15 protein-coding genes are annotated in these 20,920 nt (G+C 46.8%); 1 reads left to right on the forward strand and 14 read right to left on the reverse strand.

What is annotated here, in order from left to right:
- Nucleotides 1–175 precede the first annotated feature (175 nt).
- From ACT89M_RS22060 to ACT89M_RS22110, 11 genes are all read right to left on the reverse strand, one after another.
- Entirely contained in the window at nt 176–2,353 is a 2,178-nt protein-coding gene (locus ACT89M_RS22060) for a HelD family protein (RefSeq protein WP_487344832.1), read from the reverse strand.
- A gap of 226 nt (nt 2,354–2,579) precedes the next feature.
- Nucleotides 2,580–4,415, reverse strand: coding sequence for an ABC transporter ATP-binding protein (locus ACT89M_RS22065; RefSeq protein ID WP_090915568.1), 1,836 nt, complete (start codon nt 4,413–4,415; stop codon nt 2,580–2,582).
- 38 nt (nt 4,416–4,453) lie between these two features.
- On the reverse strand, nt 4,454–5,752 hold the full coding sequence (locus tag ACT89M_RS22070; RefSeq protein WP_154887509.1) for an NCS2 family permease: 1,299 nt from the start codon (nt 5,750–5,752) through the stop codon (nt 4,454–4,456).
- Between the two features lie 203 nt (nt 5,753–5,955).
- Complete coding sequence (locus ACT89M_RS22075; protein ID WP_154887507.1) at nt 5,956–6,714, reverse strand: tRNA threonylcarbamoyladenosine dehydratase; 759 nt, start codon at nt 6,712–6,714, stop codon at nt 5,956–5,958.
- 18 nt (nt 6,715–6,732) lie between these two features.
- Nucleotides 6,733–8,511, reverse strand: coding sequence for an aspartate--tRNA ligase (gene aspS / locus ACT89M_RS22080; RefSeq protein WP_154887505.1), 1,779 nt, complete (start codon nt 8,509–8,511; stop codon nt 6,733–6,735).
- 190 nt (nt 8,512–8,701) lie between these two features.
- A complete protein-coding gene (hisS, locus tag ACT89M_RS22085) occupies nt 8,702–9,955 on the reverse strand; it encodes a histidine--tRNA ligase (protein ID WP_308723456.1) in 1,254 nt (417 codons plus the stop codon).
- A 970-nt stretch (nt 9,956–10,925) separates the two neighbouring features.
- Entirely contained in the window at nt 10,926–11,372 is a 447-nt protein-coding gene (locus ACT89M_RS22090; RefSeq protein WP_090915576.1) for a hypothetical protein, read from the reverse strand.
- 72 nt (nt 11,373–11,444) lie between these two features.
- Nucleotides 11,445–11,951 carry a type 1 glutamine amidotransferase domain-containing protein gene (locus tag ACT89M_RS22095; protein ID WP_154983395.1) on the reverse strand — a complete coding sequence of 169 codons (507 nt, stop codon included), beginning with the start codon at nt 11,949–11,951 and terminating at the stop codon, nt 11,445–11,447.
- Between the two features lie 245 nt (nt 11,952–12,196).
- Complete coding sequence (locus ACT89M_RS22100; protein ID WP_487344833.1) at nt 12,197–12,364, reverse strand: hypothetical protein; 168 nt, start codon at nt 12,362–12,364, stop codon at nt 12,197–12,199.
- A gap of 103 nt (nt 12,365–12,467) precedes the next feature.
- Nucleotides 12,468–12,917, reverse strand: coding sequence for a D-aminoacyl-tRNA deacylase (dtd, locus tag ACT89M_RS22105; protein WP_154958002.1), 450 nt, complete (start codon nt 12,915–12,917; stop codon nt 12,468–12,470).
- Nucleotides 12,918–12,929: 12 nt separating this feature from the next.
- Entirely contained in the window at nt 12,930–15,107 is a 2,178-nt protein-coding gene (locus ACT89M_RS22110; RefSeq protein ID WP_090915582.1) for a RelA/SpoT family protein, read from the reverse strand.
- A 314-nt stretch (nt 15,108–15,421) separates the two neighbouring features.
- Here ACT89M_RS22110 and uraA point away from each other — a divergent pair, with 314 nt between their 5' ends.
- Nucleotides 15,422–16,738, forward strand: coding sequence for a uracil permease (gene uraA, locus ACT89M_RS22115; protein WP_154983397.1), 1,317 nt, complete (start codon nt 15,422–15,424; stop codon nt 16,736–16,738).
- 218 nt (nt 16,739–16,956) lie between these two features.
- Here uraA and ACT89M_RS22120 read toward each other — a convergent pair whose 3' ends face one another.
- The 3 genes from ACT89M_RS22120 to ACT89M_RS22130 are packed head-to-tail and all read right to left on the reverse strand — an operon-like array spanning nt 16,957 to nt 20,918.
- Nucleotides 16,957–17,472, reverse strand: a complete 516-nt coding sequence (locus ACT89M_RS22120; RefSeq protein WP_090915586.1) for an adenine phosphoribosyltransferase — start codon at nt 17,470–17,472, stop codon at nt 16,957–16,959.
- Between the two features lie 37 nt (nt 17,473–17,509).
- Nucleotides 17,510–19,918, reverse strand: coding sequence for a single-stranded-DNA-specific exonuclease RecJ (gene recJ / locus ACT89M_RS22125; protein WP_154887493.1), 2,409 nt, complete (start codon nt 19,916–19,918; stop codon nt 17,510–17,512).
- 40 nt (nt 19,919–19,958) lie between these two features.
- Nucleotides 19,959–20,918: a cation diffusion facilitator family transporter gene (locus tag ACT89M_RS22130; RefSeq protein WP_154887491.1), complete on the reverse strand. Its 960-nt coding sequence runs from the start codon at nt 20,916–20,918 to the stop codon at nt 19,959–19,961.
- Nucleotides 20,919–20,920 lie beyond the last annotated feature (2 nt).

The raw sequence follows: 20,920 nt of genomic DNA on the forward strand, positions 1-20,920 counted from the left end.
TTTAAATTATAGTTATTCTAGACAATTTCCAGATAAAAAATCATTTCAATCTGTGCGCAAAATAAAGAACCACCTAATTATACACAGTGGTTCTTTACAATTATTGCTCTCAGTGTAACTTTATTCATTTTAAGAATACTCAATGTAAAACAGTAAATCTTCTAATCAATCAAATTCATATCCCAGGCCAACCCTGAATCGTAACCTGTTCACCCTCAGGATTATGTGTTGCCGCGGCATACGCTGGCATGTTGCCGTCGTGGAATAACCACAATTCATGCAGAGCCCGTGTACAGCCGACATAGAGCAGTTTCGCATCACCCGCGCCAGGCAAATAGTGCTGCTGATCAACATCAGCGACGATAGCTGCATCGAATTCAAGCCCTTTGGACAGATAAACAGGCAAAATCGAATGTCCACCGCTGTACTGCTTTTTACCACCGTCGATCAGGTTCAAATCCCAGCCCGCCGCCTGAAGCTCACGATGGAGTTCTTCGGCTTCATGCAATGTTCGCGTCAGGATGGACACCGTCCGATAATCTTTCGAGGTAAGCATCTTCAGTGCCCGTTCTAAACTGCCCGTCCGTCCTTCACTCCCGTATGCAAGCGTACGCACCGGATCCCCGCTCCGGAACACGGGAATCGCCGTAATCCCACTCTTCACACCCTGCTCCAGGATGGTATTGGCATAATCAATAATTTCCATCGTTGAACGATAGCTTCGGGTCAAGGCAAAATACGCATTCTGTTCTTCCGGGAACAACGAACTCATCTCTTCCCACGCATGAACACCGCGGTACTCATGAATACCTTGGGACAAGTCCCCCAAAATAGTGAAGGAATGTCCTTTCACAAACTGATCCAGCAGCGCAACATGAAACGGAGAGAAGTCCTGGGCTTCGTCAATGACAACGTGGTCAAAACGCTCAGCTCCTTCAATATCATGCACCAGCGTATGGATATAGACCAGTGCCGGCAGGTCCTCTTCTCGAATGACATCTTTCTTCAAATCTGCACCGGTTTGTTTCATGATTGCTTTGGGTATCAAGTTGCTTAGCTCAGCAGGTACAGCCCCGCCTTTCACTGCCTTGAACAGCTGTTTGTACAACGTCAGCGGATTGTATTCAGGCCACTTTTTGGCATAGGATTTCTCCCGCGTTGCTGCCTTTTTCTTACGTTCTTTACGCACCGTTTCTGGCATGGGCTTTTTCAATTCCATCTCGATCCAGCGGTGAACCCGTGCCATGACCCGCTCTTTACGTTTAGCCAGCGGATAATGTTTGTACTCCGTTCCAAACCAGTTATCGATCTCCTGTTTACTGAGCACCGCACCGTCCCATGGACTGAAATCACCCTCCGGCACAGATGCTTCTTCCATCCCAGACAACCACTCCCGGATCAGTTCCATGAAACGAATCGAGCCTTTGTAACGTCCAGGGACATCATCGTTCAGTTCAGGCCGAGTAGCAGGGGTTTCGAACCACGTCTGCAACGTCTCTGACGCATCTGCAAGTGGCATTTCCAGCCCTAGCAGATTCATCGCCCAATCGGGAAAGGTTTGCTGCTGAATGTCTCCTACACCGAGCTCTGGCAACACATCCGAGATATAATCGAGGAACATATGGTTGGGTGCAAAAATAACCATTTTCTCCGCCGATACCTGCTCCTTGTACTGATACAGCAAAAAAGCAAGGCGATGCAGGGCCACTGTGGTTTTCCCTGATCCGGCGACCCCCTGAATGATCAATGCGGTGTTTCTCGCCGCCCGAATGATCTGATCCTGCTCGGCCTGGATCGTGGATACGATGTCCCGCAACTTATTGTCCTTATTTTCACCAAGGCGGTACACGAGGAACTCATCGGATACGGCAGGCTGGTCACTGTCCCGGTTATACGTATCTGCCACACGTTCCAGTATGCGCTGACGAATCACGACATTTCGTTTCAGGTACACCAGACCTTCAATCAGCCCTTCAGGGGCTTCATACGTTGCGGAGGCTTCCCCTCCGGTAAAAGAGTAAAACAGGCTCGCGACAGGAGCGCGCCAATCGATGACAAGCGGATGCTCACCGATCTCTTCGCGGTCTACGCCGATTTTGCCAATATACAGCGGTTTCCGTTCACCACTGCCCTGCTCTTCGAAATCCAAGCGTCCGAAATAGGGTTGTTGCGCGCTCTTGGACAAGGCATTCCGGCGTTCTTCACGTCCGGCTTCCAGCACTTGCTCCGTGAAATCGTGACCGGTATACACCGGAAAGTTCCGCAGCCGTGTGAGCTGACGATCCACTTCTTCCATCGTTTGCGCTAACCTGTACTCTTCTTCTTGATAGGCACTTTGAAAGCTGTCTGACATGTTTCAGTTACCTCCTAAGAATATATGTTTGCTCTGCATCGCTGTAGATCGCGCAATACAAAAGGATACCCAATATATCACAAAGGGCAACTGAAAGCCATATCCATTTTCCATATGAACAAATCAAACCATGAAGTCCTTGCCAAAAAAAGAAGGACTCTGTTGAATCATACCTTCACAGGTATCGCAGAAATCCTTCATTCCTCATCTCTTTATTTGTCGAGTGCTACTCTTTGTTTTGTATTTCCCCATTGCTACTTGTACTACCTTCTCCATCCTGTGCCACAAATTGCTTTTGTGCAAGCTCCCGATATACGGGATGTGTGTTGATTAATTCTGCGTGAGTTCCCGTTCCAGTCACATGACCATGTTCTAATACTACAATCTGATCTGAATCCACGACAGTGGACAATCGATGTGCAATGACAATAGTAGTTCTGCCCTCCATCAGATTGGATAACGCCTGTTGAACTTCGTACTCGGATGTACTGTCCAGACTGGAGGTGGCTTCATCCAGCATCAGAATATCCGGGCTACGCAGCAACGCACGGGCTATGGCGATCCGTTGACGCTGGCCCCCCGATAACTTCATTCCGCGTTCACCCACTTCGGTGTCAAAGCCTTGTGGCAGTTTGTCGATAAAGTCAGCCGAATAGGCCATCTCCGCGGCTCTTCTGATCTCCTCCATCGTTACTTCACGATTGAGACCATACGTGATATTATCCTTAATCGTACCTGCCATCAGCGGACTTTCTTGTGATACATAGCCAATTTTGCTACGCCAGGAAGCGAGCGAATACGTTGTTATCTCTTCTCCCCCATACGAAATGTGACCCGAATCAGGCAAGTAAAACTGCTCCAGCAAGGAGAACAGCGTAGACTTACCACTTCCGCTCGGACCCACAATGGCTGTTACTTTGCGAGTAGGCACCGTTAGATTAATACCATGCAACACTTCTTCGCCTGTAACATAAGAGAAATGTACATCGTGAAACGCAATCGTTTCATTGCCCTGGGGAGCCAGCTTTGTGTTATGATCCGGTTCTTCCTCATCCGCAAGAATCGCCTGGATGCGTTCGGTAGCACCTACGACTTTTTGCAAACGTGAATACAGCGTTGTGAACTGTCCCATAGGCATTATAACTTGGAAAAGTAGCAGAATGAACGCAACCAGTTCCCCCGGCGACAATATCCCCGAAGCAACCCGCATCCCTCCGACACCAAGAATAACGACGAGCACAGCCGTCATAACAAAAGTAAACAAAGGCCCTATCAACGCCAGAATGCGTGCTTCCTGTAATCCAAAAGCGAACATTTTACGAATGCGGGAATCCCCCGCCTCCGATTCCTGCTTCTCGGTTCCATATGCTTTGACCAAACGAATTTCACTAATCACCTGACTGAGCACCGACGTCAGTCCAGCCATCTCATCCTGCTGTTTTTTGGAGATTTTGTACATTTTTCTGCCCACAGGCAACAAGATCAGCATGGTCAGCGGCACCAGGCTTAGAATGATGAGTGACATCACCCAATCCAGATAAAAGAGCAGTGCAACCCCACCGATTACCGCAACGATGTTAGAAACAAATGATACGAGATAATCCGCAATTAATGTCATAATCTGACTGGTGTCATTGGTGATGCGGCTCATTGTATCCCCCGTACGATTGCGGTCGAAGTATGGCATACGGAGGGACAGTACCTTGTTCCACAGCTTGGTGCGGAGCGTCGCCACGACACGTTGCCCGGCATAATTCAACATATAGATGCTAATTCCTGAAGCAATAGCTTGGATCACAAACGCCCCGAGTAGCAGAAAAATCACCGATTTATTTAGAGCAGATGTGGTCAGTCCATCAATGAGACCTTTGGTCATCAAAGGAACGATAAGTCCCGCCGTCGTTTGAATCAATGTCAAGATGAGAGCCACGGTCAGGATCAATTTTGGCGGATTTGTGGAAGCGATCAGCCGAACAAAATCCTTGAATCCTTTTGTTCCGACTTTCGGTTTATTCGATTCCGAGTGTTGCTGTTGCTGTTCTTGCATTCCCTGTTCTTCCATCCATCTTCCTCCCGTTCTCTATCTCATCACTTTTTGTTTTACAAGATACCATGCAATACGAAGTTCGCCAGGAACAGAATCGAAATGCCATACATGACGACAGGCACTTCTTTTCCTTTTCCGGCGGCCAGTTTGGCCAGCGGGTACGCGATAAAGCCAAAGGCCATTCCATCCACAATGCTATATGTAAAAGGAATCATGACCATGATCAGAAACGCCGGAAATGCTTCGGTAAAATCGCTGAAATCCATATCTCTGACACCCTGTACCATCAAACCACCGATGATGATCAAAATAGGGGCAATCGCACTGTCGGGAATATACCCGAGCAGCGGAATGAAGAAAAAGGTCGCGCCGAACAGCACAGCTGTTACCAGCGGAGTCAAACCCGTACGGCCACCTGCCGCGATGCCCGCTGTAGTCTCCGCTGCCGCTACCGGCGGACTGCTACCCAAGATACCAGCCAGCACCGTGCTAACCGACAGTGCACGCAGACTGCCCTTGAAACGTTCCGGACGACCAATCATATTCGTTTGCGCGGTGATGAGCCCGATATTTTCAAACACAACTATTAATAACAGCAGAAAAACAGCAATCCAGAATGCAATATCCGCCAGTTTCATCAGAGATAATTCACCAAACAGACCGCCATATTGCCGCAGTGCTTCCATGGCAGATACCGCTTCACCGGGATGTACCGCTCCGAGCACATAAGCAAGTCCTGTCCCAATTAAAATGCTGATGAGCAAACCGCCTTGAACATTTCGAATAAATAAAATAACGGCGAGCACAAGTGTTACACATGCCGTAATGACATTGGGATCATTGAAGTGCCCGATGGCAACAAAGGTTGTCTGATGAGCAATCACAATGCTACTCTTTTGCAATCCGATAAAGGTAAGAAATAGTCCAATCCCGACGGTAATGCCATGCTGCAGATTTTTCGGAATGGCTTCACTGATCATTTTATATAATGATGTAAAAGCGACAACAGCAAACAGCAGGCCTGTAACAGCTACCACAGCCAACGCTTCCTGCCATGTCAGTTTCATCGAGTGCACAAGCGTGTATGTGAAAAATGCGTTAATTCCCATGCCGGGCACTACAACAATCGGTGATTTACCCCCAAAAGCCATAAGTAAACATCCTGCAATGGATGTAAGCAATGTACCTACCATGGCTGCCTGCAACGGCATCCCCGCATCGGAAAGAATCTTGGCATTCACCATCACAATATAAACGACCGCAAAATAGGATATGGCGCCAGCCACAATTTCCTTCTTCCACTGATCTTCTGGTTCCATGCCCAGTTTTCTGGACAACCACCCGTGTTTCATTTGTTCTGTTCCCCTCTCTGACCGCAAACCATTATATATGTATCATCATTTCGCGCAGCAAAACATATCATACACCGTTTTCAAAGTGAAGTACATGACGTAATCCTGACATATCGGCACCAAAAAACGCAGGTGCTCATAGCACCCGCGCTTTATTTGTGTATCTGTATACGATGTGGCTTAATTTGATCTGTTGTTTCGGCTTATGCCTCTGACTTCTCTTCTTTTTCAAGCAAGTCTTTCACGGCAACACTGACCATAATCAGACCAGCTACCGGCGGGACAAAAGCGTTACTTGCCGGCGGCTGTTTCGCTTTGCGAATCTCCGGCGCATTCTCTGGAACGATCTTTTGCGTCACGTCTGCACGTGGCTTCAATGGCTCCTCGGTGGAGAATACTACCTTCACGCCCTTTTTGATGCCGTCTTTGCGCAACTTGGTGCGCACTACACGGGCAATCGGATCCATGGACGTTTTCGAAATATCCGCAACCTGGAATTTCGTCGGGTCCATTTTGTTCGCAGCGCCCATGCTGGAGATGATCGGAATTTTGCGTTTTAGGCACTCTTTAATGAGATGTATTTTGTAGATGATCGTATCGGAAGCATCCAGTACATAATCCAGATCGTACTTGAACAATTCCTCATACGTTTCCTCCGTATAAAACATGTTCAGCGCAATGGCGTCACATTCCGGATTGATCAATTTCACACGTTCTACCATCAAGTCGGCTTTTTTCTGACCTACTGTCGTGGTAAGTGCATGAATTTGCCGGTTGATGTTCGTGATATCCACTACATCTTTGTCAATCAGGATGATCCGGCCGACGCCGCTGCGGGCAAGTGCTTCTACAGCAATCCCGCCCACACCGCCGATGCCAAGTACGGCTACCGTGCTATTTCTGAGCGTATTCAGACCTTCTGGTCCAATCGCAAGCTCTGTTCTTGAAAATTGATGGAGCATTGAAAATCGATGCCTCCTTTATTTCTTTTCCGCGACAGGTTTACGGGCTACACGGATGTGAAGTTGTTCGAGTTGAGATCCATCTACTTCGGATGGTGCATTCATCAACAGATCAGTTGCACTTGCCGTTTTCGGGAAAGCAATGGTTTCACGCAGATTTGTGCGTCCTGCCAGCAACATCACGAGACGGTCCAGACCAAAGGCGATACCGCCATGTGGTGGTGTACCATATTCGAATGCTTCGAGCAAATAACCGAATTTATCATTAGCCACTTCTGGCGTAAGTCCGAGCGCAGCAAACATTTTTTCTTGTACATCACGCTTGTAGATACGCATCGAACCGCCACCAACTTCATAACCGTTCAGTACAAGGTCATAGGCTTGAGCGCGGATTGCACCCGGATCTGTCTCGAATAGATGTACATCTTCGTCTTTTGGACGTGTGAACGGATGGTGTTCCGCCACATAACGTTTCGCTTCTTCATCATAGCCGAGCAGCGGGAAGTCCACAACCCAAGCAAACTTGAATTTGCTGTCATCGATCAGACCGAGTTGACGTCCGATTTTCAGACGCAGAGCACCGAGAACATCAGCAACCACTTTTTTCGTGTCAGCGGAGAAGAGCAACAAGTCGCCTTCTTCAGCGCCTGTACGTTCTTTAACAGCTTCAATCTCTTCCGGCGTAAAGAACTTCACGATTGGCCCTTTGAACTCGCCGTCTTTCACTTGAATCCAGGCGAGACCTTTGGCACCGTAACGGGCAGCGAATGGTCCGAGGTCATCGATCTCTTTACGGCTCCATGTACCACAGCCTTTGGCGTTCAGTACTTTCACTTCTCCGCCTTTTTCAATGACTGAAGCAAATACTTTCACACCGCTGTTTGCTACGATATCGTTCATTTCCACCAGTTCCATGCCAAAACGCAGATCCGGTTTGTCGGAACCGTATTTACCCATCGCATCAGCATACGTAATCCGTTGGAAAGGCAGCTCCAGCTCAATGCCTTTCGTTTCACGCAGCAATTTCGCCATCAATTTTTCCATCATCGGCAACAGGTCATCTTGTTGCAAGAAGGACGTCTCGATGTCGACTTGAGTGAATTCCGGTTGACGGTCTGCACGCAAGTCCTCATCACGGAAACAACGTGCGATTTGGTAGTAACGCTCAAGTCCACCAACCATCAACAATTGTTTGTAGATTTGTGGGGATTGTGGAAGAGCGAAAAATTCACCTTCATGCACACGGCTTGGTACGAGATAGTCACGCGCACCTTCCGGCGAGCTCTTGGTCAAGATTGGTGTTTCTACCTCAACGAACTCTTCTCCGTCCAGATAATCACGGAACACTTTAGACGCTTTGGAACGCAGTTTTAATGTTTCGAACATTTCCGGACGACGCAGGTCCAGGTAACGATATTTCAAACGCAGGGATTCATCTACCTCAACGCCATCTTCGATGAAGAATGGAGGTGTTTTGGCTGCGTTCAACACTTCGATTTCGGTAATTTGAACTTCGATCTCGCCTGTTGGCAAGTTTTTGTTTACGGTCTCTGCATCACGTTTAACCACTTTACCTGTTACCGCAATGACATATTCACTGCGTACACGATCCGCGATTTGCAATGCTTCACCGGAATATGCCGGGTTAAACACAACTTGTACAATTCCGCTGCGGTCACGCAGATCGATGAAGAGTACGCCCCCCAGGTCACGGCGGGTCTGTACCCAGCCGTTCAATGTTACTGTTTCACCGATATGTGCGTTTGTTAATGCGCCGCAATGATGACTTCTTTTCATAACCAAACTCCTCTTATGTTAAATTTCCGTTCTGTGTAAGACAAGCTTGTAGCATGCCACCCACAATCCGGTTGCGTAAAGATTTATTATTCGAAAGGCATCCTGTCTCTGGAGATTACCATCCGTACAACCGGAATCCTTTCACCATAGCCACTTGCCGATTCTACAATTGTCATTCCATCTTAGGTTCTTAATTATTTCCGCGTACCGTAGCAACCAGATCATCCAGTTTCACGGTCTGCTGCTCACCTGTATCCATCGCTTTGAGTGAAATCTCGCCACGCTCCAGTTCGTCATCCCCAAGGATCGCCGTATAGCGAGCTTTGAAACGGTCAGCCGATTTCATCTGTGCTTTCATCTTACGGCCCAGATAATCACGCTCACCGGATAAGCCGGATTGACGTAACTTGAACAAAAGTCGATTGACCTCACGATCCGCTGACTCACCAAGAGCGACGAAATATACGTCGAGCGGAGCAAGTGTAGTTACTTCAATATTCTGGTGCTCCAGAATGAGCTGAATACGCTCCAGACCAATACCAAAGCCGATGCCCGGCTGATCCGGTCCGCCAATATCGCCAACCAGACCGTTATATCTGCCGCCGCCACCAACGGTATCAATGGCTCCAATCCCTTGTGCTTTTAGCTCAAATGCAGTCAGGGTGTAATAATCCAGCCCTCTCACCAGACGGTTGTTCACCGCGTAGTCTACGCCGAAATCGTCCAGGTACGCTTGTAGTTTAGTAAAATGACTCAATGATTCTTCATCCAGGCTGTCCAAGATGGACGGAGCCCCAACGAATTTATCCTGATCCACCTTACAATCCAGTACACGTAACGGGTTACGCTCCATCCGGGATTGGCAGTCTTTGCAAAGTGTATCTTTCATTGGTCTAAGGAAACCCAGCAGTGTCTCGCGGTATTCCGCCCGACTAGTTGCATTCCCCACCGAGTTGATTTCCACTTTGACATCCTTTAGGCCAAGCTCCACACACAATTGATAACCAAGTGCAATAACTTCAGCATCAATTGCCGGATCAACTGCACCAAGAGCTTCTACACCGAACTGGTGGAACTGACGCTGACGACCAGCCTGCGGACGCTCATACCTGAACATCGGACCGATATAATACAGCTTGCTCACATCCGGTTCGCCATATAGCTTATTTTCTACGTAAGCACGAACTACGCCAGCTGTTCCTTCCGGACGAAGTGTCATACTACGGTTGCCCTTGTCATCAAAGGTATACATTTCTTTCTCAACGATATCTGTCGTTTCTCCTACGCCGCGTACAAACAAAGACGTTTGCTCAAAGATCGGCGTGCGAATCTCGCGATAATTAAAACGTCGACACAGATCCCGTGCCTTTTCTTCTACATACTGCCACTTCTCCACTACACCAGGCAGCAAATCCTGCGTTCCTGTCGGTTTCTGAAAACCCATCTGTATCCCTCCAGCATTGATTTTCTCTGTAAACGTTAAGATATTCCACGAGTCCCACTACGCGGACAGAATAACCTTTCAATCGCTGTTATCCCCAAATTTTTTTGAATAAAACTTTAAAATGTTAAAATTCGGTGATAAAGGCGAACGCTTCGCTTTTCCAGGTTTTTTCTGTCCTCTCCGTTCTTCGTGTAAATCTCATATCTTAACTAAAAAAACAAAAAAATCCCTCGCCCTGTGTGCTTATCAAAAGCAAACAAAGGGACGAGAGATTGTATATACATTCACCCGTGGTACCACCCACATTCCGGAAGCCTGAGCCTGTAGCCGTTCAGGTTATTGCTATTACGTCAGGATGTTTTCAATGCTACATCCAGATCAACAGCTCTTCCGCTCTACGTTTAACGCACGTCATGCGCAGGCCGGCTACTAAGATCCGCAGATTCTCTCTGCCTTGTTCGCCGTCTGTTCTCGGGGAAGTCATTCGTCCGCTCATCAAGAGAATCCTTACAGCCTTGGGGATTCCTCTCTGGTCATGTGGGTACGGAGTACTTGGTCCCGTCATCAAATCAGTCATATGTTTCAAAAAAACGACTTTTGTTGACTACAGTCAACGTATTATTTTCTGATTGTAATGAACCGCAGTACTAAAGTCAAGGGCTAACATCCTAAGATAGAAAAAAAACAGAAAAAAATAACCTGCACACGGTGTGCAGGTTCAAAGGATATATAAAAAAAGGGGGTCATGTCTGTTATTATAAACGCACATTGTTAAAGGCTTGTGTTACTAATATTACAGGAATATTACAAAAATGATAGCGCTTTAATATTGGTTTTTCCCACAACATCTTTTCTTTTTCGCCAGCACATTTGCAGTATGCAACAAATCTTCGCATATAATTAAAAGCCCTTACGTCTTCCCGGCAATTGAAGACCGGGCAACGTAAGAGCTAGCTTAATATCTATTGATTTAATCGAGTTCTTCCACATAGGCATGGTTAGAGCGAAGCTTATGAACAATCGCATCATAATCCTCATCTCTTACTTTGGCAGACAGAACATAATGCAGGTCACTATAATCGGCCGAAGTCACATCTGAGGCATCCAGCATATCTCCGTCCTCGTTCACTCTGTTGCGGGGATCGCGTTCAGTGTCACGATTAACATCAGTGACAACTGGAATTACATTTTCGCTAGCTGGAACCCCAGGAGCTGCCCCTACACCCATAGCACCGTTCGTGCCTACACCACCAGCCGTATTATAAGGAACCAGTGGAACCATAACTCGTGTATCCCTACCAATGGCAGCATCCAGTTGACCTACTTCAAGCTGCTCGGTATGGAACGTCAATAGTGAAGTTCTTGCACCCTCTGCTTCGTCCTCGGTTCGAAAATACGCCTGAATATGTTTTGCCATGTCAAACCCTCCTTTATGGAATGAAATATATCATTAGAATGCCATCAACGTATTCAGTTTACCCTTTAATGCTTATATTACTTTCATCAATTCACGAACAAATGCTGGTTCATCTTCAGGTGTACGGGAAGTAATGTAGTTCCCATCGACAACCGCTTCATGATCCTTGAAGTCGGCTCCTGCATTGACCATGTCATCCTTGAGTGGAGGATAAGATGTAATTGTTCGTCCCTTGAGCAGATCTGCGCTAGCCAAAATTTGCGGACCATGGCAGATTGCAGCGATTGGTTTGTTAGCCGCATTGATTTCCGTAACAAATTTCAGGATATTTGCGTCTGTTCGCAAATTTTCCGGCGAAGACCCACCCGGAATAACGACAGCATCATAATCTGATGCGTTAACCTCTGAGATCGCTTTGTCCGTCGTATAGGAAGCCTTGCCGCCCTTGCCTTGAAGCGTCTCACCCGCTTTTAATCCGATAATGTGTACCTCATGTCCGGCCTTCTTCACCTCATCGTACGGAACCTTCATTTCTGAATCCTCAAACTCATTCGCAAGCAAAAAAGCAACTTTACTCATGATCTATGGTCTCCTTTCCGTATTCAAATGTGATTAAACCTGAGAGATTAATTCTATCCTTGGCACTTCTTTTGTGCCTCGTTTTGTTATTACCCCAAGGAGTGCCTTTTATAACAATCCATACATTTTGAATTGATTTTGCGGCCTGCCTCCGAGATGAAATGTGAATCATACAGCAAAAAAACCCGGATTGTCAGACAACCGGGGTTTTGAGCATAACTATTTTGTTTTATTACATGGTTAAGCTATAGTCGTGGATGATGCTCCTGCCTGTCTTTATCTGATGTTTCCAACATCCACAATGTGGACACATGAGCAGCGGCAGAGCGGGCAAGTTGAAGTGACTCCGCCAGATTGCCAGGCATCATTAGCGGCTCGTTCTGGTTCTTGGTTACTTTTGCAGATTGGCGCATAATTAAGAGAAACTCCTTTGGTCAACAAAGTTACAAGTACAATGTAATACCAACGTTTACTTCTCTCTCATTATGACCCCTTCACTGCGCATTTATGCGAACCTCAGTCTCGCGAAGGACTTTCTAACATAAGCGTAACCGGTCCCCAGTTCGTAAACGTAACATCCATCATCGCTCCGAAACGTCCCGTTTCCACCTGAATCCCTTTATCCCGCAACAACTGATTAAACGTTTCATACAAACGTTCAGCTGCTTCTGGACGAGCCGCCGCAACAAAGCTTGGGCGTTTGCCTTTACGACAATCACCATACAGCGTAAACTGTGAAACGGACAGAACCGCACCACCTACATCTAGCAAGCTGAGATTCATCTTTTCCTGTTCATCCTCGAAAATGCGAAGCCCGCTAATTTTATCTGCCAAGTAAATCGCATCTTTCTCCGTGTCATCATGAGTTATGCCTACAAGCAGCATTAAACCGGATTCGATTCTGCCTGTCAATTCATCTCCCACGGTTACCTGAGCCTCTTTACAGCGTTGTACCAGCACTCTCATCTTACGGACTCCTTACTGCATAATTCGGTGTACAGAATAAACATCCTTCACCCGTTTGATTCGTTCCACAACGGCATGCAAATGATCTGTATTACGAATCAGAATGGTGACGTGCACCAATGCTAATTTATTTTTATCCGTCCGTCCGGTGACAGCAGATATATTTGTTTTACTTTCGGAAACAGCCTGAAGCACCTCGTTGAGCAGTCCATTGCGATCATGACCTGTAATCTCAATATCGACACTGTAGCTCGATTCGATATTCTCTTCCCACTCGACTTCAATTACCCGTGCTGCCTCTTCTCCATCCGCACTTGTAGGGATATTTGGACAGTCACTGCGGTGCACAGAAACGCCGCGGCCGCGTGTAACATAACCGATAATGTCATCTCCAGGCACAGGGTTGCAGCACCTCGCAAAGCGAACCAGCAGGTTATCAATGCCTTTGACACGAATACCGTTGGTTGGTCTGTTTCTGCGTTCAGGAGCCGGCTTCAGTTCACGCATCTCGGAATTCAGTTCCAGCAGATTGGATTCTTCCTGCTCTTTACGGAGCTTCTCCGTTGCTTTTGTGACGATCTGAGCGGCTGTAATCCCGCCAAAACCAACCGCCGCTAACATATCATCGATATCATTAAACGCAAATTTCTTGGCCGCTTCCATTAGCTTGTCATCAGTCATCCACGCAGAAGGATCAAGTCCCATACGTTTCAGCTCTCGCTCGCAGCTCTCCCGGCCTTTTTCTACGTTCTCTTCACGACGTTCCTTCTTGAACCATTGTTTGATCTTCGCCCGTGCATGGGAAGATTTCGCAATTTTCAACCAGTCCTGACTTGGACCATAAGAATGCTTGGAAGTTAAAATTTCGATAATATCGCCCGTTTTGAGATGATAGTCGAGCGGAACAATTCGGCCGTTTACTTTGGCACCAATGGTTCGATTTCCCACCTCGGTATGAATGCGGTAGGCAAAATCTAGCGGTACGGAGCCACTTGGCAATTCAATGACTTCCCCTTTTGGCGTAAATACAAACACCAGATCGGAGAAGAAATCCATTTTGAGCGATTCGACAAATTCGGAAGCATCCTGCGCTTCATTTTGAAGTTCAAGAATTTCCCGGAAAAAGGTGATTTTATCTTCAAACTGAGGCCCTGCCGCAGTTCCTTCTTTATAAGCCCAGTGTGCCGCGATACCAAACTCAGCTGTACGGTGCATATCCCAGGTACGAATCTGTACTTCGGTTGGCTCCCCGTTAGGCCCCACCACGGTTGTGTGCAAGGACTGATACATATTGGCTTTTGGCATGGCAATATAATCCTTGAATCGTCCAGGCATCGGCTTCCATAGTGTGTGGATAATGCCGAGCGTAGCATAACAATCCTTGATATTATCCACAATAATACGAATCGCAAGCAGGTCATAAATCTCGTTAAACTGCTTGTTCTTGGTCGTCATTTTTTTGAACACACTATAGATATGTTTCGGGCGGCCAGACAAGTCTGCTTGAATGCCCATCTCTTCGAGCTTACTTGTAATGCCGTCCATTACCGTGTCGATGTACTGCTCACGTTCTGCACGTTTCTTGTGCATCAGATTTGCAATACGGTAGTATTGTTGCGGATTCAAATAACGGAGGGCGATGTCCTCCATTTCCCATTTGATCGCAGAGATCCCCAAACGGTTTGCAATCGGACAGAAAATCTCCAGTGTCTCATACGAGATCCGGCGCTGGCTTTCTTCCGACTGAAATTTGAGGGTCCGCATATTATGCAAACGGTCAGCCAATTTAATCACGATGACACGGATGTCCTGCGCCATGGCGATGAACATTTTGCGGTAGTTCTCGTTCTGCTGTTCTTCCTTGGAGCGAAACTGGATGCGTTCCAGCTTCGTCAAGCCGTCAACAAGCATGGCACACGTATTGCCGAAATGAGTGCGGATCTCTTCAAGCGACACCGTAGTGTCCTCTACTACATCATGAAGAAGTGCTGCAATAATGGAGATGGTGTCCATCTGCATATTCACAACAATGTCGGCAACCGCAAGCGGATGCAGAATATACGGTTCTCCCGATTTTCGCGTCTGTCCGTGGTGAGCCTGATCAGCAAATTCGTAAGCTTCTCGTATGCGCACCAGATCGGGTTCTTTGATATACGCCCCGGCCTTCTCGAGTAATTGCTCTATGCCCATTCTGATCTGTTCCGTGTCCTTTCTATACAAAATGGAACCCGTGACAATACATCAACACAGGTTCCCCGTAAAAGTAATTTCCTATAATTATGACGCCTTGCCCGTTTCCCGTCAACTGCTGACGAATAAGAGCATTTATCCAATTTTTTAAAAGTCTCAGTTGTTATCCATTATTGCCGATATTTGCTGAAATAGAAGGGAAATTTGAGAAAATAAGTGATTTACAGTCCAATCCTGAAAATTGTTATTGCTAATTTGAAAGAAACTCTGTAATCTATTGAAAGTTTGTGTATCGGAAAAGGAGATGAGATTCGTTGCAACGCGAAATTCAAGTTAATCAGAAGATGCCTTTTGGCCCAGGTGCATTATTGAGTTTGCAACATTTGTTCGCTATGTTTGGCAGTACAGTACTTGTACCTAACTTGTTCGGAGTGGACCCTAGCATGATTCTGTTGATGAACGGAATTGGTACGCTACTGTACATTCTGATGTGTAAAGGAAAAATCCCCGCCTATCTCGGATCAAGCTTTGCTTTTATTGCACCGGTTATGGCTGTTTTGAAAGGCCATCCAGAGAATGGTTACTCCATGGCTCTCGCAGCTTTTATCGTAACAGGTGTTGTGTTCTGCCTCGTAGCACTCATCATTAAATATGCCGGCACAAGCTGGATTAATGTTGTATTTCCTCCAGCAGTAATGGGCGCGATCGTTGCCTTGATTGGTCTGGAGCTTGTACCTGTCGCCGCCGGAATGGCGGGTCTCATTAATTCTGACCCTGTGAACAACCCCGGTTGGGTTCCTCAAGCCAAACCTATTATTTTATCCATGGTCACGTTAGGAATTACCGTCATCGGTGCTGTAACCTTCCGCGGCTTTCCTAAAATTATTCATATCCTGATCGGTATTGTATCCGGTTATGCCCTCGGGTACTTTTTAAAAGAAGTGAACACAGATAAAATTGCTAACGCAGATTTCCTCTCTCTGCCAACCATAACTACACCTACATTTGATTGGTCCGTCATCTTCACGATTTTACCGGTAGCACTCGTCGTTATCGTCGAACATATCGGGCATCTACTTGTCACCAGTAGCATTGTGGGCAAAGATTTGTCCAAAGACCCTGGACTGCATCGTTCCTTGCTTGGTAATGGTGTGTCTACAATTCTATCCGGTTTCGTGGGGTCCACACCGAATACAACATATGGCGAAAACATCGGTGTTATGGCTCTGACTCGTGTCTACTCCATTTATGTTATCGGTGGTGCAGCGGTCATTGCCATCCTACTCTCTTTCTCCGGCACGTTCTCAGCACTTATTGCGAACATTCCAGTACCGGTTATGGGTGGTGTCTCCCTGCTTCTGTTCGGAGTCATTGCGGCTTCCGGTCTACGCATCTTGGTTGAACAAAAAGTGGATTTCGCCAAACCAACAAATCTGCTTCTGACTACACTCGTATTAGTTATCGGACTTAGCGGTACGGAAGTTTCCTTCTATGGTGTGCATCTGAAAGGCATGGCGCTGGCTACGATTGCCGGAATGCTTCTCAGTCTGTTGTTCAAATTGTTTGAGGTACTTGGTTTATTGAACGAAGACAGTAAGAAACAACCAATTATCGAAAAAACACCTGACTAAGCATCACATGAAAAGAATGCAAGTTCGCGTTTGCTTTATCTCAATATAGAGAACGTATTTCTTCTTCAAAAAAAGTAAATTCAAAAAGCCTGCCTCCCCAACTTAAGACGTTGGAGAAGCAGGCTTTTTGCTAATCATTAATGCTGTATATTATTTCCCGGGAAACTTGGGAAGTCAACTTTCATAACTCACAGCAACTCATAAGTTTTGATTTACGTTTAGTAGTTCATCAACGTAAATACACTCATATTCTCAGGCAATTTGCCGCGGCCATTCAGATCTGTCAATTCAATCAGGAATGCAGCACCTACCACATTACCGCCCAATTGTTCAATCAGATTAATGGAAGTTGCAATGGTTCCACCCGTTGCGAGCAGATCATCTGCGATCAGGACATTTTGCCCTTTCTCGATTGCATCTGTATGCATTGCAAGTGTATCCTTGCCATATTCGAGATCATACCCTGCTTCGATTGTCGCTCCAGGCAATTTTCCACTTTTGCGAATTGGAGCAAAACCAACGCCAAGAGCGTATGCCAGTGGGGCGCCCACAACGAAACCGCGTGCTTCAGGTCCAGCAATGACATCAATTTTCAGTTCAGATACCATCTGTTTCAGTTCATTGATCGCATTGCGGTACATTTCTCCATCTTTCAACAATGTTGTAATGTCCTTGAAGCTGATTCCCGGTTGTGGAAAGTCAGGAATGACACGAATATACTCTTTAAAATCCAAAATAATCTCCTCCTAAAATAAATACACAAACTTCCATCTAAGATACGCCCTTCATCCGGGATACCATCCATTGTGTCAGTTGAGGTGTAGCTGCATCTAGCATCACCTGTTCTGTCTCGGCCATGTTTTCCAGCGCCTGATAATGACGTGCTGAAGTTAAATCACGTTTTGGCGGGCTTTCCGCAACCACGATTTTGCCGTCCTTCCGAGTAATGAAGGCCAGCTCTTCAAAAACATCAAGCATCATCGTGATCATACGCGTAGAACAACCACACTGACGACTGAGCACAGGAGTTATCTCTTGTTCCTCCACAGGTTCCGCTTTCCATTTGAACACCAGCATATAAAATCGCTTAAACAGTTCTCTGGAAGGCATCTGAAGTCGGTCTCGACGGTTGCCTGATCCATGCAGAAGGATGATATTCTCGGCTCCGCTGAACAAAGCCAGCATTGCATCAAGTTGTTCCGGAGTTTCCGGCGTATCAAACACAAATAACGTCCGGACTTCTTCCTGCCCATACTGCTCTGCGGCAGCATTACACGGAAATAACCCGACCTTTCTATCATATACCCAAAGGCACGGTTCATACAATGAATTTCCCTCAGAAACATTGGTTTCTTTTCGAACAATGGCCCCAATCGACCCCGCTTTATATCGCAGATGTACATCAAGCGCACTCAGGAAGTGCTTCATTGCGATCTGCGGCTCAGCATGTCCACGCATATCAAACACTTGTGACCCAGGAACGTGGATGTCCTGAAGCATCATCTGTGGCTTTCTCATGCCATTCCATTCATTGATCGACAGTTCCCCCATCACATCGATGACAGAACCGGGGGAGAGAAATTCAGCCAGTGCTCCCTTACCAAAAGCAACAGTTTCCAACTGCTGACCGTCTTGTTCAAGAACCAGCTTCAAATGGCGCTTTTCCCGCCCCATGGTTCTGGTTTCCTTGACAGTCACCTTTCTCAATACAAAACGTGGCGATGGATTACTCATACCAAACGGCTGTAATCGGTCAATCTCCTGAATCACCTTGAGGGGCACATCACTAATTCTGCATTCATCATCAGCCAAGCGCTGAGGTACAAAGTCTTCTTCTGTTAGTACCGTCGCGGCATATTCATTTAAACCCGCCTCAAGCTCTTCCAATTGATCACGATGCAACGTCATTCCTGCAGCCGCAGGATGTCCACCATAATGATCCATACTATTTTTGTTCACGGTAAGTGCCTCATAAATATCCAGACCCTCAATGGAACGCGCGGATCCTTTGCAGATGCCACTCTCGGGATCAATTCCCAGAATTAGTGTTGGACGATAGTATCGCTCCAGCAACTTGGAAGCCACAATGCCGACTACACCGACATTCCACCCTTCACCCGCCAGTACGATAACATCCGGCACAGCTCCGGAACGTTGCTCAATTTTCTGCTCCAGTTGTGCTGTCGCTTCCTGTAGAATACCCTCCACGACTTGTTGCCGCTCTCGATTGAGTAGATCCAGCTGTCCCGCAAGGGTATGAGCTTCATCCAAATCTTCCGTCGTGAGCAGCGATACCGCTCTTCCCGCATGATCTAATCGGCCGCTAGCATTAATACGTGGAGCCATGGCAAAAGCAATGTTAATGGATGTCACCTGGCTTTGATCCACACCACTAATCTCAAGTAAGGCACTAACTCCAGGAAGTTTGGAACCTCTCATAGATTCAATCCCGTAACTGACGATCACCCGATTCTCGCCCTCAAGCGGCATCAAATCAGCTACCGTTCCAATCGCCGCAATCTCCATCCATTCACCTGGCACCTCACCGATCAATGCCTGAGCAACCTTCAACGCTACACCAGCCCCAGCCAGGCCCTTGAACGGATACGGACACCCCGGTAGTTTCGGATTTATCAGTGCGTACGCCTCTGGCAAAATCTCAGGGGGTTCGTGATGATCCGTGACAATCACTTCGATCCCCAGTGTCGCAGCATAAGCAATCTGTTCTACAGCACTGATTCCCGTATCGACAGTAATAATTAATGTAACCCCTTGCTGTTGAGCCCAGTCCAAAGCATGATTATGAAGACCGTAACCTTCATTCGAGCGATGAGGAATATAGATATCGTATGAGGCCCCCAAATGACGCATCAGATGGATCATGAGCGATGTACTGGATACTCCATCGGCATCATAATCTCCATAAATTAAAATATGTTCTTCTCGCTCCAATGCCAGCTTGATTCGAGGAATGGCCTCACTCATGCCTAGTAGCAGATAAGGATCGTGCATCTGATTCAAATCAGGATGTAAAAAACGTTCTGCCCCCTCTTCATTGTGCACACCTCGGCTTACAAGCAAACGTCCTACTAGAGGGGAAACGGAAAGCGCCTGCGATAGTGCCGCAGCCGCCTCCAGATTGATATGTGGTGTATTCCACCGATATTGCGAATATAGCAACGCTAACGCTCCTTTCCTGATCTACGAGATCCCAGCGCCATCACTGAATTAATGTCGCTTCATGATCAGGCAGTTCATGATTGGATTTATAAGGATATCCAGGGTCATAGGGTATAGCCTGGATCTGAACTTCTTTTACATGACTAAAACGTGTTAACAGCAATGTCTTGGCTCGGTTTGCAATTTCTTGCGCCTCCAATATGGAGATTCTGGGATTCACACTAATAACTAACTCAATGGTAACATCATGTTCCTGCTCCCGTGCAACCAAATGTTCAATTGTGATAATACCGTATACCCGTTGTACTGTTTCTTTGTAGTCCGTAGCATCCTCCTGCTCAAGTTCTTGAACAAGTGAACCGTAGACCGTGTCTACAATCATTCGATACCCTTTATACAAAATGAAACCGGAAGCAATAAGAGCAGCGGTTGGATCAAGATACAACAGCAGACTCAAACCGGTTTCTTCCCCTGCCATCGCGCCGATAATACCTATTAAAACCGCTAGTGAACAATATAATGCACGTCGGTGTTGCAAGGCATACGACATAGCTTGGGACTGATTTCGTTTACGGAAATATCGGTACTGAAATTGAAATATAGCTTCTTTCACAGCTAACGCAGCAACAGCTACCAAAAGAACAGACTTTCCAGGTGCTTCGAGTTCACCACTCGATAGACTGCTTAATGCGGAGATAGCCAGCTGTAGGCCTCCCATCAAAATAAGCACCGCTAGCAGAACCGTCATGCCCGGTTTCGCAGCCCTTGCATGTTCTCTTAGCCGCTCCTTTTGTATCTTGCCTTTGGGTTGTACAGATCGTGAGGGAAAAAGAGCAACCAGAGAAGAGGCAGCTTCAGAAGCAGAATACAAACCATCGGCCAATAAAGATTTGCTATTCGCCATGTACCCTACTCCTGTTTTGATGACTGCAAGTGCCAAGTTTCCGACGATCCCGCTCCATGTTGCCGCTTGTGCGGACCGACCAGCTTCTCTTGTCATGT

The organism is Paenibacillus sp. NN59 (assembly GCF_057597225.1).